This window comes from Patescibacteria group bacterium (assembly GCA_018819405.1).
In the GTDB taxonomy this organism is placed as follows: Bacteria; Patescibacteriota; Patescibacteriia; order UBA1558; family GWA2-36-10; genus XYD1-37-29.
The window spans coordinates 107,097-123,966 of sequence record JAHJQF010000001.1; the positions used below are offsets into that span (position 1 = coordinate 107,097).

General features: G+C 35.3%; 11 protein-coding genes. 3 read left to right on the plus strand and 8 right to left on the minus strand.

All coding sequences use genetic code 11. The features are described 5' to 3' along the window. Nucleotides 1-19: 19 nt before the first annotated feature. Nucleotides 20-2,020 (minus strand): ATP-dependent helicase, encoded by a 2,001-nt coding sequence (locus tag KKH39_00540; protein ID MBU1202524.1) that lies wholly within the window; start codon nt 2,018-2,020, stop codon nt 20-22. 75 nt (nt 2,021-2,095) lie between these two features. Here KKH39_00540 and ychF point away from each other — a divergent pair, with 75 nt between their 5' ends. Continuing rightward, the gene (gene ychF, locus KKH39_00545; GenBank protein ID MBU1202525.1) at nt 2,096-3,157 is read left to right on the plus strand and encodes a redox-regulated ATPase YchF; all 1,062 of its coding nucleotides are present in this window, start codon (nt 2,096-2,098) and stop codon (nt 3,155-3,157) included. Nucleotides 3,158-3,159: 2 nt separating this feature from the next. Here ychF and KKH39_00550 read toward each other — a convergent pair whose 3' ends face one another. Both KKH39_00550 and KKH39_00555 read right to left on the minus strand, forming a co-directional pair. Next, nucleotides 3,160-4,872, minus strand: a complete 1,713-nt coding sequence (locus KKH39_00550; GenBank protein MBU1202526.1) for a hypothetical protein — start codon at nt 4,870-4,872, stop codon at nt 3,160-3,162. Nucleotides 4,873-4,896: 24 nt separating this feature from the next. Then, nucleotides 4,897-6,618, minus strand: coding sequence for a hypothetical protein (locus tag KKH39_00555; protein MBU1202527.1), 1,722 nt, complete (start codon nt 6,616-6,618; stop codon nt 4,897-4,899). Between the two features lie 112 nt (nt 6,619-6,730). Here KKH39_00555 and KKH39_00560 point away from each other — a divergent pair, with 112 nt between their 5' ends. Then, complete coding sequence (locus KKH39_00560; GenBank protein ID MBU1202528.1) at nt 6,731-7,711, plus strand: glycosyltransferase family 2 protein; 981 nt, start codon at nt 6,731-6,733, stop codon at nt 7,709-7,711. Here KKH39_00560 and KKH39_00565 read toward each other — a convergent pair. Beyond that, complete coding sequence (locus KKH39_00565; protein MBU1202529.1) at nt 7,683-8,765, minus strand: UDP-N-acetylglucosamine 2-epimerase; 1,083 nt, start codon at nt 8,763-8,765, stop codon at nt 7,683-7,685. The two genes, KKH39_00560 and KKH39_00565, sit on opposite strands and share 29 nt — an antisense overlap. Nucleotides 8,766-9,330: 565 nt before the next feature. Between KKH39_00565 and KKH39_00570 the strand changes: the two genes are divergently transcribed. After that, nucleotides 9,331-11,208, plus strand: a complete 1,878-nt coding sequence (locus tag KKH39_00570) for a hypothetical protein (GenBank protein ID MBU1202530.1) — start codon at nt 9,331-9,333, stop codon at nt 11,206-11,208. Between the two features lie 110 nt (nt 11,209-11,318). On the opposite strand, the gene queA is transcribed toward KKH39_00570, so the two are convergent. From queA to gyrA, 4 genes are all read right to left on the minus strand, one after another. Then, the gene (gene queA, locus KKH39_00575) at nt 11,319-12,356 is read right to left on the minus strand and encodes a tRNA preQ1(34) S-adenosylmethionine ribosyltransferase-isomerase QueA (GenBank protein ID MBU1202531.1); all 1,038 of its coding nucleotides are present in this window, start codon (nt 12,354-12,356) and stop codon (nt 11,319-11,321) included. Between the two features lie 402 nt (nt 12,357-12,758). After that, nucleotides 12,759-13,295 (minus strand): epoxyqueuosine reductase QueH, encoded by a 537-nt coding sequence (locus tag KKH39_00580; protein MBU1202532.1) that lies wholly within the window; start codon nt 13,293-13,295, stop codon nt 12,759-12,761. 1 nt (nt 13,296) lies between these two features. Next, on the minus strand, nt 13,297-14,313 hold the full coding sequence (gene ruvB, locus KKH39_00585; GenBank protein MBU1202533.1) for a Holliday junction branch migration DNA helicase RuvB: 1,017 nt from the start codon (nt 14,311-14,313) through the stop codon (nt 13,297-13,299). 9 nt (nt 14,314-14,322) lie between these two features. Continuing rightward, complete coding sequence (gene gyrA / locus KKH39_00590) at nt 14,323-16,848, minus strand: DNA gyrase subunit A (GenBank protein MBU1202534.1); 2,526 nt, start codon at nt 16,846-16,848, stop codon at nt 14,323-14,325. Nucleotides 16,849-16,870: the final 22 nt, after the last annotated feature.

The following is a 16,870-nucleotide window of genomic DNA, read 5'->3' on the forward strand; positions in this document are numbered from 1 at the left end:
ATAACAAATCCTCATATTTTTACCAATCATCTACACTAGGCAAAAAACTACCTTCTTCTGGTGTATATTCTACTCCGTCTTCAGCCGCAAAGGTCACGCTTCTGGCCAAATCATTGTACTGCAAAAGACGACTATCAATATCTACTACAAAAGGGGATGGCTTCATTTGTTTTAATCCGTCATATCTAATCATCGCCAGAGGATAGGTCAAAAACAAATATTTTTCTGCCCTAGTGACAGCTACATAAAATAGACGACGCTCCTCTTCTCTCTCTTCTTCACTGACTGATAAGGGATGAGGAAAAGACTGGTCAGTCATAGACATCACAAATACGGCCGGCCATTCCAGGCCTTTGGCCTGATGGACAGTAGATAGTACTACAGCATTTTGATTTTGTTCTCTATTTTGTTTGGCCGAATAGCTTTCTTGCAGACTTATTTCATTCAAAAATAGTTCCAAAGAATCATACTCAGTGGCAAAAAGAGCCAGCTGCTCCAAATCATCCTGACGATATTTATAATCTGTATATTTACTCATCAAATAAAAACTATACTGATTAATAATAATAGCCAACAGCTTACTGAGATTTTCATCTTTGTGCTGCAATAAGGCCTCAAGAGTGACTATTAATTCGCTCCAGCTCTTAGCAGCTTTACTGGCTATCTCAATTTTAAAATCCAAAATATCTTCCAATTTATCAAGAGCCGATATTTTTTGATAAATAAGTTGGGCTGTCACCGCACCAATACCTTCGTACATATGAAGCACTCTCATCCAGGACACTTCATCACGAAAATTACCCAGCACTTTAAGATATGCCAAGACATCTTTGACGTGAGCTCTTTCAAAAAAACGAAGACCACCTCTCATCTCATAATTTATGCCTCGACGATTGAGCTCCATTTCTAGAGCCCGACTGTGTGACGAGGCACGAAATAAAACAGCTATATCAGATTCTCTCATACCCCTTTCAATCAACTCCTCTATCTTGTCAGCAATATAACTAGCTTCTTGATTGTGACTCATCAAAGCTACTAGTTCTGGCCGGACATGAGCTTCTTTGACCGCTTTTAGATTTTTGGCAAATTGATAATTATTGGCCTTTATAATATCGTTGGCCAGATCCAATATCTCCGGTGTAGATCGATAATTTGTTTCTAGTTTATATATTTTGGTATTACTAAATCTATCCGGAAACTCCAAAATATTTCTGATATCAGCTGCTCGAAAAGAATATATACTCTGAGCATCATCACCGACTGCCAAAATATTTTTGTGTGTTTGAGCCAGATTAAAAATAATTTCAGCCTGAATAGTATTGGTATCCTGATACTCATCTACTAATATATAATCCCACTTGTCTTGAAGTTTTTTTGATACTTCTGGATGTTCGGTCATTGCTTTCCAAAAAATAAGCAAATCATCAAAATCCAAAACATTGGATTCTTTTTTTCGGCGCTGATACTCACCAGCTATTTTTTCAAAAATTTCCAAAAGCGGCATCCACTCGGGAAATTTGGTTTCCAGGGCTTCTTCAATACTGAGTTTACTGTTGGTGGCAAAGCTGATTGTTTCTTTAAATAGACTAGCTGATGGCTTATTTTTTTCTGACATATTAACTAGCATTTCTTTGGATATCATTTTTATCAAACTTTCACTGTCATCACTATCCATTATAGTAAAATTTGGTTCAACTCCTATTGCTTTGCCATATATTCTCAAAAGCCTGTTTGCTACACTGTGGAATGTCCCGCCCCAAAGAGGAAATTTAGCATCTTTTCTTATGCCCAAAAGATGCCTGACTCTAGCTATCATCTCACTGGCTGCTTTATTGGTAAAAGTAAGGAGTAATATCCGAGCCGGATCTACTCCACTATCTACCAGCCAAGCGGCCCGATAGGTCAGGGTTCTAGTTTTGCCACTACCAGCGCCAGCCAAAACTAAATGAGGCCCTTTACCTGAAGTAACGACCTCGTATTGTTCTTTGTTTAGTTCATTTTTGAAATCCAATTGACTCATAGTAGAAGTATTATAACTAATCATTGATTTTTATACAAATCTATGATTTAATGCCCTAGTTATTAAACAAAATTTATGTCTTTTTCCCTAGGAATTGTCGGCCTACCAAATGTCGGCAAATCAACACTATTTCAAGCATTAACCAGAAACAAGGTAGAAGCCAGTAACTACCCTTTTTGTACTATTGATCCCAATGTCGGCGTGGTGGCAGTGCCAGACGAACGACTGGAAAAATTGGCTTTGATGTCAAAATCCGCCAAAATAATTCCCACCACCATTGAATTTGTGGACATTGCCGGACTAGTCAAGGGCGCGTCAGAAGGAGAAGGATTAGGTAACAAGTTTTTGGCTCACATTAGAGAGGTGGACGCCATAGTGCAAGTGGTCCGACGCTTTGAAGACAAAAATGTCACTCATGTCCATGGCAATATTGATCCGGAATATGACAAACAAATAATTAACCTAGAGCTTATTCTAGCCGACCTTGATACAGTGACTAAGACTTATGACAAAGTGGTCTCCAAAATAAAAGGCCCTCATGACAAGCAACTTGACGCAGAAAAAATAGTTTTGGAACGTGTCAAAGAAGTATTAGAAAACAATCAATTGGCTAATACTCTAGAATTTAAACCTGAAGAAAAAAAATTACTACGTGGCTACAATCTTTTGACTACCAAGCCAATTATATACCTATACAATATAGACGAAGTTGATTTGTCCGCCGACTTGGGACTGCCGGAAAACACTATTCCTATTTGCGCCAAAATAGAAGCTGAGCTAGCTGATTTGGAAGCAAACGAAGCCAAAGAGTATCTCAAAGAATTGGGTATTGCCAAAAGCGGCTTGGACAATCTGATTACTGCTAGTTACAAATTACTTAATCTCATTACCTTTATTACCACCGGCCCGGAAGAAACCAGAGCCTGGACAGTGGAAGATGGCGCCAAAGCCCCACAAGCGGCTGGAGTGATTCATACCGACTTTGCCAAAGGCTTTATCAGAGCCGAAGTCATAAATTGGCAGACCCTACTAGATGATGGCGGCTGGAATCAGGCCAAAGAAAAAGGACATATGCGTATGGAAGGCAAAGAATATATTATCAAAGATGGTGATACTGTCCATTTTCATTTTAACTAAATTTAATTACTAGCAATTTCCCACAAAGCCTGGCTGTTGTTTTGATCAACGGCTATTTGTTTTGCCTTCAATTCTTCGGCTTGTGGCCAGCAGAGACTAGCTATCACGTATTTTTGATTTGGCAATTCATTATTAGAGCTATCAAAGGGAATTAACCGAGATTTTAAAAGCAAAAATTGCCAACGATCAAAATTTCTGGAATAAGTATACGAATCCATAGTAGTAAATATTTTATCCCCTACACAGGTACGCCTTGTCATATCATAGTTTAAGCTGTCTATTTTTTCATTAATCACCAGAAACGCTAAATTATTATACTGCTCAAACAAGTTTGTTCTTACGGCTATATTGTATGAATAATACATGTAATTCATTAATAAATAAAAAAACATCAGCATCAATAAACCATATATAAATCTATTACTAAAAAATCTCCAAAGAATAATTATTACTAGTATTGATAGAGAAGTGATCTTAATAATTTTTACACCACCAAAAGTAATTATCCAGGCAAATAATCCTGGTATATTAAATAAAAGCGAATGACCACGTAAAAAATCGGCGGCTAGAAAATGCAAAATTATAGCTATACTAGCCAACATGACCAAAACAAAAATATAGTTTCTTAACCTAAAAAACTCTTTATAGATAGCCCATAAACCAAACAAAATCCACAACAATAAAAATGGATCATTATGTCTACCATAAATCACTATATCTGCTCTACCGCTACTTGCTGAAAAAAATAAAACTGAAACACCAAAAATTGTTAAAGATAAAAATAAAAACAATGAGAAAAATATATAAAAATTATTAGTCAAAAACTTTTTTTTATCTTTTTTGAATCCTCTCAAAATATTTTTTACCACATAAAAAAAGGCCAGGGGGAATATTCCAAAACTAGCTATACATAAATATAATACCTGACCAAAAAACTTAGAAAATATATATCTTATTTCTGACCAAGAAAAAATCCTAACCAACACATCCAAAATACTATACACATTAGGATCTGTCCAAGCCTTGGCTAAAATATATCCATTATAAATATAGGACATGGTAAATAAACCTAAAATAATCAATAGACTGAATATAGTTTTAGGCCAAGCAAATCTTTTTAAAATTGCCAATATAATCAAGATCACAACTACAACAAATACCAATGGTAAAGCCCTGAGATGAATAGCATAAAGAGAACCAAAAAATATACTAAAAAATATAAAATTGATATAAGATTCGTTTTTTAAAACTCGCCAAAATAATACAAAAGATAGGGTCATTATAAATGCAAACAGTGACTCTGAAGTAGCGGTACTAGCATACATAAATAATGATGGATAAAGGCAAGCCGCAAAAGAAATAAGAGCCGCTATTTTTTTATCAGCTGAAAATATATTCCTCAATAAATAATAAAACAAAAATACCAAAGCGCTAGCTAAAATGGCATTAAACAACAAGGCTATTTTATAAATCAATATAGCATTAGAAAAAATCAAAAATAATGGGCTGAGTAAAAGCCCATAACCAAAAGTACCGAAAGAATGCTCTATAAAATAAAAATTAATGCCCGTGGCAAAATAACGAGCATGAGCCAAAACTATCACTTCGTCAGGAATAACATTTGGAGTATAAAAAGATCTATTATAAAAAATATGCAACAAAAGCAAAATTAAAAAAAGGATAAATACTAATCTTTTTTTGAAAAATCCTGACATTTTTTTATTATAAAAAATTAATTATTACTCTACAGTCCACAAAGCCTGGCCATTTTTTTGATCAACGGCTATTTGTTTTGCTGCCAATTCTTCGGCTTGCGGCCAACAAACACTAGAAACTACAAATTCATTTATTGGTTTTTCATTTTTTTGACTAGAAAAAGGATCAAATCTTGTACCCAACAATAAAAATTGCCAACGATCAAAATTACGAGGATAATCATGCATACCTCTCAAAGCTACAGACACTTTAGCATCACAAACATAATTTGTCATATCATAAGATAAATTTTTAATGCCTTTTTCATCTATTATATAAGCCAAATCATTAAAATTACTAAGAGCCACCCTCATAGCCTTCATATAAGAATGATTAATGCTGTTCATTAAGACAAAAATTATAACAATAGCAACCAGGCCATTGTAAAAACTTTTTTTAAAATAAAAAATAAGCAAAGTAAATAGCGCTATACTAATCAATGAAATAATAAACAATTTTAGGCCTTGTAAAATAATAGCCAGAGGAAAGACGCCTGAAGTATTAAACATCAATATAGTGTCTTGGGAATAATCTCCTCTATTTATGGATATAATAAACCCTAAAACCAATAGACTAAATAAAGAAAAAATTATATTTTTTCTACTAACCTTATTTTTATAAAAAGCTACTATACCTATAGCCAAAAACAATATAAAAAATATCTCATTATGCCGGCCATATATGACTGCATCCAATCTCTCAGAAAAAACCATAAAAAGACTAGAGCTAAAAAACATTGCTCCCGACAATAAAAATAAAAATATAAGCACGAGCGCTTTATTATCTGCTAAAATACTCTTGCCTTTGGATTTTATTGAAGTATACAAATAGTTGACCAAATAAAATATTGCCACAAAAAATAGACCAAAACTAGAAATGCCTAGATATAAAAATTGCCCCAAGAGATTATAAAAAAATATTTCCAAACCGCGCCAAGTCAAGAGCTTGCTAAAAGTATAGCTAAGAGAATATGGCACCAAGTCCTGCCAACCCAATAATAATAAATGACTATTTATTTGTCGAGTCACAAAAAACAATGCTAGACAAATAATAATAGACCAAATAACTTTTTTGAGCTCTATTACTCTTAAAATAGCCAATATAATTAACACCAAAAAAGCGGCTGCTATAAAAGCCAGCGACCTTACATGGACTGTATAAAGGAAGCCGAGATTTAGCCCAAAAAATATAAAATATTTGAGCTCTTTGCGCTCTAAAATTTTCCAAAACAACAAAATTAATAAAACAAATAAAACAAAAGATATAGTCTCTGTAATAACTAAAGAGGCTTGAGTAAAAATAGCTGGATATAAAGAAGTAACAAAAGCTATTGCCATTGCCTTTTCTTTGGCAATATTAAACAAATCTTTTATAAATAAATATATCAGCCAAAACAACAAAACACACAATAAACTATTTAAAATCAAGGCCGCTTTGTATACCAAAAATGGATTGGAAAAAAACAATAGTATTGGCGTAATAAATAAAGGAAAACCAAAACTACCAAAAGCAGCGTTGACATAAGAAAAAGAGTGCCCGCTAAAAAAATAATAAGCATGGCCAAGATATATTGTCTCATCCGGTACTACGATTGGCTCGCTAAAACCCCAATTGTAGCCAATATGAAATAAAAATACCAAGATAATATAAATAAATATATTATTTGGTATAACACTTATAGTGTTTTCTAAACTAAAATTTTTCACAAATTATATTTTTTTATAAATGTAACTATATAGTAACATATATCTACGATAAATTAAACGCAGCCTTGATTTAATTTTTGATTACTGGTTTAATTGCTATATAATAAAAAATATGAAATTAATCATCCAAATTCCAGCTTATAATGAAGAAAAAACCATCGCCGATATTATCAAAAATATACCAAAAAATATTGATAATATAGATAAAATAGAAATATTGGTGATGGACGACGGTTCAAGTGACCAAACAGCTAATTTGTCACGGCAGGCGGGAGCCAATTATGTATTTAGCCGCAAAAAAAACATTGGGCTAGGTAATAATTTTAAATCTGGTATTGATGCCACCCTAAAATTGGGTGCCGATATAATAGTAAATATAGATGGTGATGGACAATTTGACCCTCAAGATATACCTAAATTAGTAAAACCTATAGTCGAAAAAGAAGCCCAAATGGTAACTGGCTCAAGATTTTTGGATAAAAATACTAGCAAAAATGTGCCCTGGCTGAAAAGAATGGGCAATAAATATTTTAGCAAGCTGATTTCTCAAATCACCGGCCAAAAATTCAGCGATACTCAATGCGGTTTCAGGGCCTATTCCAAAGAAGCAGCTCTGCAACTCAATTTGTTTGGAAAATTTACCTACACACAAGAAGCTTTTATTGACCTGGCCGAAAAAGGCATTAAAATAGTTGAAGTGCCAATAGCTGTAAAATACTTCAAAGAAAGAAAATCAAAAATATCCGGTAACCTAATATTTTATGGTTTTAGAAGTCTAGGTATAATTGCCAATACTACTCGAGATACTCAACCACTATCCTTTTTTGGTGTTCCGGGATTATTACTTTTTGTGTTTGGTTTTGCTGGTGGACTGTTTTCTTTTGTTTACTGGATAATATATCTAGTTACCACTCCCATAAAAACTCTATTTATAGTATCGGTATTTTTTATGACTTTTGGCACCCTACTTATTATCTTCGGGCTATTAGCCGATATGATAAAAAGAGTCAAAAAAACACAGGAAAAAATCCTATATCACCTGAGAAAGAAAGAATTTGACAAATTTAGAGAAAATTCTGAATCAAAAAATTAGCCACAATTCTGGAAGGATTAATTGCCTCGTCTTTCGGGTATAATTTATAGCTGTAGTAATTACTTACAAAATCTTCTACAGTTTTTTTATTATAGCCAGAAAGCACAGCATTTTGTCCCAAGCCTTCTTGCCTCTCAGTTTTTTGTCTCAATATCAAACAAGGCTTACCTAGATAAAAACTCTCCTCTTGATTGCTCCCACCATCAGTAATAATAAATTCGGCCTTATCCATTAATTTTATAAAATCAAAATAATCATACCGTGGCCTGAGTTCTATATTTTTATTATTTTTTAACCTGTTATAAAAATCAAATTTTCTTAATTTATCCTTAGTAGGCGGGTGTAATATAAACAAAAGCTTTATACTATCAGCTGTATCCTCTATCAGCTCAATCAAAGACAAAAATCTATTTTTTTTGAAAACATTTTCAAAACGATGCAATGATACAATGGCAAATTTTTCCTGAGGGATATCCAGATTTTGTTTAGTATCGCTATCTATAGCTAATTTGACTGAATCATAAAGAGTATTATAAATTGTATCTATTTTTTTACCTTTATATTTTTCTAAATTGCCCATCGCCCAAGCTCCTGGACAAAAATAATAATCAGTTAAGTGAAAAGTAAGATACCTAAATATTTCTTCTGGAAAAGGGTGAAAAAAATTAAAAGATCTAAGACCTGATTCTAAATGGCTATTTTTTAATCCAGCCAGCTTGGCCAATATTGACCCCAAGAGAGTAGTAAAAGTATCACCATGATTGATGACAATTCCATTTTTATCATCTTTAAATATTTCTTTTTTGTTTTTCAAAAATTTAAAAATAATTTTGCCGCCCCATGCAATCATCTGACTGACTTTGACAATGTCTGGACCTGAATATAAAACAATGTCTGGTTTTTTGACTCCAAAATTTTCCATCAGATCATCCATAGTCTCTTTATGCTGACCACTGATAATAAAATTGTAATCAACGCCCCTGTCTTGAAGTTCTTTCATCAAGGGAGCCACTTTGATAAGCTGGGCTTTTGTGCCTATTATGATATGAATCATGATATTACTTTATCATATAGTAAAATATCTGCAAATATCTTTTTAATCCTGAACCAATATGTGCTATAATGTATTTGTAGTAGTTCATTGTTTTACTTCTTTAGCAAATAGTAGCTACACTAAAATCGCACAAATGCACAAAGTGCTAGAAATAAAAACAAAACAATCTTAGTGAACTACTACCTTGCTCTGAAGACAATTAACAACTGAATATGGAAAACGTGGAAGTTTTCTAAAACTCCGTCGACATTGGGGCCGACGGAGTTTATTTTTGCCAATTTTGCCTATGAACGAAGTGAGTAGTTACAAAATTGAGCACCTCGCGCAAACGGGGTAAAGCCAAGTAGCTTAAATATATATTCTTGACATACAATGAAAATAATGATAAAAATTGTTTATAAGACAATAAAATTAGTTTGATAGACAAATTCACCCCGTTAAATAAATTCAATTTAATGGGTGATAATAGAAACCATATAGTATATTTTTAAAAAACATACAATAAACTAGCTAATTAATTGAATTTAAAATTTAAGAAACTTAAATTTTATTTAACGGGGTAAATATGAAAAATCTATTTAAATCACAAACTTCTTATGAAATCCTTGATTTATTTACCAAAAACCCAGATAAAAGTTGGTATATGGCTCAACTATCCAAAGAGCTTAGCAAAGATCCAGCCAATATCACCCGCGAGCTGGACAAGCTAACAAAAAACAATCTTGTCCTAGCCAAAAATCAAGCTAATAAAAAATACTACTCTCTCAACCATGACTATCGCTCTTTCAAAGAGTTGATAGACCTCTTTGAAAAAAACCGCAGCGCTGATTTCAAAGATAAATTCAATAGCCCCTGGCTTTTGGCTGAAGATATCCCAAATATGTGCCCGTTTTTTTCTCAAATATGGATGAATTGTTTTGTTGATGAATTTGCCAACCCCAGCGGCCGCGCCTATCAAAAAGTAGTGGCTATTTTTAAGGATTATCACCTTTGGTTTTATTATGATAAAAAGGACGCCTATCAAGTAGGGCAAAATATAGTAGACAAATTCCAAAAAGACCCCCGGTTTATGCAAGAGGTCAATCAAAATATTATAAAACTGTCTGATAAATTAACAGCTTATTGTCAAAAACTGCCCCAGGATAATCTGGAAAAATTATCAAACAAAAAACTGTGGGATTATTACAAAAAACATGAAGATGTCCATACTGACTACTATCGCTATGGGTGGCTCCCAGTAGCAGCTGATATGTTTGGCAATAATCTGACCGAAACCGGCAAAGAAATTTTAAGAAATATGGGCGTCAGCGATGATAATATGGCCGAATATCTTATTTTACTTACCGAGCCAGCCAAGCCGTCACTCATCAAAATAGAAGAAGATGAAATAAAACAAATGGCCGCTGATATACAAGCTGACCTCAGACAATTTAAATTATTTAAAGAGCTTTTCAAAAAATTCAAAGAGGAAGATGTAAAGCTCTTTGGCTTATATACTCACTCTCCTGAATATGAGGCCAAATTTGAAGAAAGAGTCAGAGAGCTTATCAAAAAAATTGATCCTAAGATTTCTAAAAAACTAGAAGATCACTACCAAAAATATTTTTATACAAAATTTTTATTTACTGAAGAGCAAGGTGTATATAATTTTGAACACTACCTAAAAAAACTTGTCCGACTGGTCAATAATGAGACAAACATCGGCAAAACCCTAAAAGATGAAGTCACGGCTACAAAAATAGAGCTAAAAAAAAGAGACAGCTTGATAAAAAAACTAAAACTATCATCTCAGCATAAAATATTTTTTGACCAGTGGGGTGAATTTATGATTACGAAAATATACCGTCGCTATGCCCAGCTTTTTGCCATCTATCGAATGGTGCCTATTATAGAACAAATAGGCAAAAGACTTGGTCTCAGCATCAAAGAAACAAAATTCATGACAAGCGAAGAACTATACAACGCTTTATTTAAAAATAAATTAAACAAAGAAGAAATAAAAAAAAGAATACCTTTTTCCGTATATTATACCGACAAAAATGAACACGCCTTTTATACTGGGCGCATGGCCAAACAAGCGACTGAAATAATCCAGACTGAAAATATAGAAGAAGTCTCTGAAATCAAAGGCCAGTGCGGAGCCCGTGGTCATGCCAAAGGACCGGTCAAAATAATAAATGTAATAGCTGACATGCAAAAAATGCAAGCCGGCGACATCCTCGTTTCTATCTCCACCCAACCCGACCTTTTACCGGCCATGAAAAAAGCCGCCGCTTTCGTAACAGAACAAGGTGGGGTCACCTCTCACGCTGCCATAGTTGCCCGTGAATTAAAAACGCCTTGTGTGATTGCTACCAAAATCGCTACCAAAGTATTAAAAGACGGCGACTTGGTAGAAGTAGATGCTGATAAGGGTATTGTAAAGATTTTGAATAAGAAATAACCAGATCCCGCTATACAGCGGGATGCTCGATTTTGCATCTAGTCGCTTCGCTCTAGACAAAATCGGCAGAAGTAGATGCTGATAAGGGTATTGTAAAGATTTTAAAAAAATCATAGCCTATTTTTAGTAATTATCATGGCGTCACCAAAAGAAAAAAATCTATATTTTTTGGCAACAGCTTTTTGATAAGTTTTGATTATTAGTTCACGACTAGCCAAAGCTGAGACCATAAATAGTAACGAGCTCTTGGGCAAATGAAAATTAGTAATCAAATCATCTGCAAACTTATATTTGTAACCAGGATAAATATAAATATCTACCCATTTAACCCCAGGGGTTAAATCACCTGTTTTGTCTGAAAAAGCCTCTAGCGTCCGGGCGCTGGTGGTGCCAACTGCTATTATATTTTTGCCTGTTTTTTTTAGTTTGTTTAATGCTTCAGCTGTCTTTTTATCAATCCTGGCCCACTCATGGTGTATTTTGTGTTTTTCTATCTCCTCTGCTTCCACTGGAGCAAAGGTGCCAAGTCCAACATGCAAAGTAACTTTAAAAATCTTAATGCCTTTTTTTGACAGTTGTTTTAAAACACGATCGGTAAAATGCAATCCAGCAGTCGGAGCCGCTGCCGAGCCAATACTACGAGCATAAATAGTCTGATAATCTTTTTTAATTTTTTGACTGTCTTTGGTCTTGATATAAGGCGGCAGCGGCGTATGACCAATATTATCAATTATCTTGTCCAATTCTTTACCTGATTTATTAAATTTGACTTGTTTAGTCTTGCCATCTATATCTTTAATAATTTTGGCTTCTAATTTTTTATCAAAATAAATAGCATCTCCTACTTTTAGATTACGGCCACCAATCATGGCTAGCCAACCCGACGGGTTGACCCGATCTATAAGTAATATTTCTACTTTACCACCGGTACTTTTATGCCCATAAAGACGGGCTGGAAATACCTTTGTTTCATTGACCACCAAAACATCATTGCTAGTCAAAATGTCTGGCAAATCATAAAAATGCTTGTGGGCAATTTTTTGTTTAGCGCTATCTAAAATCAAAAGGCGCGAATGATCGCGTGGTTTTATTTGTTTTTGAGCTATTAGCTCATGAGGTAAATTGTAGTCAAATAATTTTATATTCATAAATATTATAAAATAGAGTGGCCGGCTTCGCCTTCGGCGAAGCCGGCAAGAACTATTTGATCCTATGCTCGTTGAGACGAAAATAGTGTGGTTTCTGTACTGAGTAGCTACCATTGAAAAACAACAATGGTAGCCAAAAAAATACTACAAAAAGAAACACTCCAATGCTAGAGCCAATAATACAAAAAGCATCACTTGGCGGCCCATGTTGATGCCTAGCACGATTGAGCAGAGACACGATGTCACTGCTGTAAAGCATTCCGTAACAACAGCCAATGGTGGCGTACACAAGGGTTACCCAGAAGTACCAACTCATGACCTTCCTCCTTTTTCGAGCCTAGTTCAAACCAAGGTGTCAGAGAACATAATCAAATAAAGATTATCTTAATAACAATATATTTGTCAATTTCTTTTTGAATAAACACAGCCACAATAATCCTGACGGTAAAATCCTTCTTCTTTGGACATTTTGCTTGATATCTTAAAACCGTCTTTCTTTTTCCAATCTCGGTCCAAAAATTCTATGCCCAGTTGATTGGCTAGAGACTGCCCAATCATACTAATTTTGGCGTAGTCCTTGTGAGGAGAAATAGATAAGACTGTAGCAAAAGTATCATAGCCTTCGGCTTTAGCTTTGGTCGCTGTTTTAGATAATCTGAGATCAAAACATGCATCACAACGTCTGCCGCGCTCCGGTTCGTTTTCTAACCCTTTGGTTTTTTTGAACCATTCTGAGCTATTATATTCGCCTTCTTCAAATTTTAGACCAATTTTTTTGGCATAATTTTTCATTTCATCACGACGCAAATTGTATTCTTTGCGGGGATGAATATTTGGGTCATAAAAAAATATAGTTAGATCATACTCATGAGCTAACTGATCCAAAACATATATTGAACATGACGCACAACAAGTGTGCAGAAGTAATTTCGGTCTCATACTAAAACATTTTTTTCTGACTGTCTTTTTTTTCTTTGCCTAAATACTCATAGGTCTTATCTGTAGCAATCCTGCCTTGCGAAGTACGAGAAAGTAAACCCAATTGCATCAAATAAGGCTCAAATATTTCTTCTATTGTCCCGGCTTCTTCCTGAAGAGACGCGGCCAATGTACCCAAACCTACTGGTCCACCAGAAAAATTTTCTACCAATACTGTAAGTAACCTTCTATCCAAATCGTCTAGACCATACTCATCAATGGCCATCATGTCCAAAGCTCTTCTGGTCAAATCACGAGATATTTTACCGTCTGCTTTGACCTGAGCATAATCCCTGACACGTTTGAGTACTCTATTGGCAATACGAGGCGTGGCTCGACTACGCTTGGCTATTTCTAGTCTAGCCTGATCTTCAATTGGCACAGCCAAAATATCAGCTGCCCGACTGACAATATCGGCTATTTCATCCTCATTATAAAAATTGAGCCTAAAAGTCGCCCCAAATCTATCTCTAAGTGGTGAAGAAATAAGATTATATCTAGTAGTGGCTCCAATTAAAGTAAAACGCGGCAAATCCAGCCTGAGCATCTGAGCTGAAGGACCCTTGCCCAATACAATATCTAATGCAAAATCTTCCATAGCTGGATAGAGTATCTCTTCGATGGTCTTGTTGAGACGGTGTATCTCATCAATAAATAAAATATCGCCATCTTGCAGATTGGTAATAATAGCTGCCAAATCTCCGGCTTTAGAAATGGCCGGTCCGGAAGTAACCTTGATACCTGTGCCCATTTCTTTGGCAATAATATGAGCGAGTGTAGTTTTACCTAAGCCCGGTGGTCCAAAAAGAAGCACATGGTCAATGGCTTCTTTCCTTTTTTTGGCAGCGCTAAGTAATACATCTAGATTTTCTTTGACCTGACGCTGACCCACATACTCTCTCAGAGTCTGCGGACGAAGCGTCAAATCCCAAGTACGGTCTTCATTTTGTTCTTTGGCTGATGTAATTCGCTCTTCCATTTCAAAATTTTAAATAAAAGTCACAGACGATACTTTATCATCACCGTCTTTAAATCTCATAAGTCTCACTCCCTGAGTAGCTCGTCCCAAAATACTAACAGATTTGATAGCTAGCCTTATTACCTGTCCTTTACGAGATATAATAATCATATCTTCATCCTCCATATTTTTGGAAACAATCTTAGCACTGGCAACCTCACCTGTCTTGGCTGTCACCTGAGCAGTCTTGATGCCACTACCACCACGTCCTTGCACCTTGTAAGCGCCCAAAGCCGTACGCTTGCCAAAACCATGTACAGTAACTACCAAAAGCTGTTCGTCTTTACTGGCTTTACCATCAGCAATAATATCGGCACCAATCATAGCATCATCCTTCTTGATTTTGATGCCTCTTACTCCAGAAGCACTACGACCCATAGACCGGACTGATTTCTCTTTAAATCTTATAGACTGCCCTCTGGCCGTAACCAACATAATATCATCATTACCAGATGACGGTTTGACCCAATCAAGCACATCATCTTTTTTCAAGGTAATAGCAATCAGACCACTTCTTCTGACATGTGTAAATTGTTCTACCTCTGTACGCTTGATCACGCCGTTACGAGTGACCATGACAAAATATTTGAAAGCCTTGAAGTCCTCGCTCTGTAAAATACTTGAGACTTTTTCCTCTGGAGACAATTGTAAAAAGTTGACAATGTTTTGACCTTTGGAAGTCCTAGATTGTTGCGGTACTTCATAAGCCTTGAGTTGAAAGACGCGTCCTCGAGTGGTAAAAAACATCAAATCAGAGTGAGTAGAAGTAGTAAAAAATTCTTCTACTTCATCTTGCTCTTTGGTAGTAAGACCCATCACGCCTTTGCCGCCACGACTCTGCGTGCGGAATGTCTCCGGAGCTAGTCTCTTTATATAACCATCTTTGGTCATCATAATTACAGTGGACTCATTGGGTATAAGGTCCTTGGTAGTCATTTTGCCAATAGCTGATTTTATTACTTTTGTCTTTCTAGGATCAGCATATTTAGCTTTGATTTCGGCCAACTCATCTTTGATAATACTCAAAACTTTGGACTTACTCTTAAGTATTGCTTCCAAATCTTTGATAATCTTCAATTTTTCTTTTAGTTCGTCTAATATTTTTTGACGCTCTAGATTGGCTAAACTCTGAAGCTTCATTTCTAGGATAGCTACTGATTGTCTCTCAGTCAGTTTGAATTTTTTCATCAAATTAACCTTGGCAATTTCTTTATCTTTAGAGGCGCGGATAGTTTTGATAACCGCATCAATTTTATCCAAAGCTTTTTTAAGTCCTTCCAAGATATGGGCTCTGTCTTTGGCTTTATCCAAATCAAACTGAGTACGCCTGACAACCACTTCTTGACGATGTTTTATATACTCTTCCAAAATTGACTGTAGAGTCAAAACTCTAGGCTGTATACCATCCACCAAAGCCAGCATATTTACATGAAACTTTTCCTGCAATTGAGTATGCTTATAAAGATTGTTCAAAATCTTGTTTGGATAAGAATCTTTTTTGAGTTCAATGACAATCCTGACTCCGTCTTTATCTGATTCGTCACGCAAATCTTTGACACCATCTATTTTTTTATCTTTAACTAACTGAGCTATCTTTTCCAACAAAGTGGCTTTATTGACCTGAAAAGGAATAGAGGAAATAATGATTCTGTATTGTCCTACTTTGTCTTCCACAATCTCTGCTTCTCCACGCGTTACAATACCACCACGGCCAGTAGCATAAGCTGTCTTGATGTCATCTATATCATAGATTACACCGCCCGTTGGAAAATCAGGGCCTTTTACAATTTCAATCAGCTCATCAATAGTAACATTTGGTTTATCAATAATGAGATTTATAGCCTCAATCAATTCCCCTAGATTGTGTGGCGGGATATTGGTAGCCATACCAACCGCAATACCAGTTGTACCATTTAAAAGAAGATTTGGTAATTTAGCTGGCAAGACTCTTGGCTCTTTCTGAGAACCATCATAGTTTGGTATGAAGTCCACTGTGTTTTTATCTATATCAAAAAGCAATTCTTCAGCTAGACCCTGCAATTTAGCCTCGGTATAACGCATAGCAGCTGCTCCGTCACCATCCATTGAGCCGAAGTTTCCTTGGCCATTGACCAATGTATAACGCATAGAAAAATCCTGAGCCATTCTGACCATAGAATCATAAACCGCTGCATCACCATGCGGATGATATTTACCTAGTACTTCACCGACTACGGTAGCTGATTTTCTGAATTTGGCAGTATGACGGAGCCCTAAGGTCCACATAGCATAAAGTATACGTCGATGTACTGGTTTTAGACCATCTCGGACATCTGGCAAAGCGCGAGAAACAATAACACTCATAGCATAGTCAATATATGAGCTTTGCATCTCTTCTACAATAGACAAGGGCTCTACTCGACCACGATTGTTTATCAGTATATCCTGACTAGCTTTTGTTTCTTTGCTGTCTTGAGCTTTATTAGTTGATTTTTTAATTAATTTCTTTTTTGCCATAATATTTCAAATTTCTTGATAT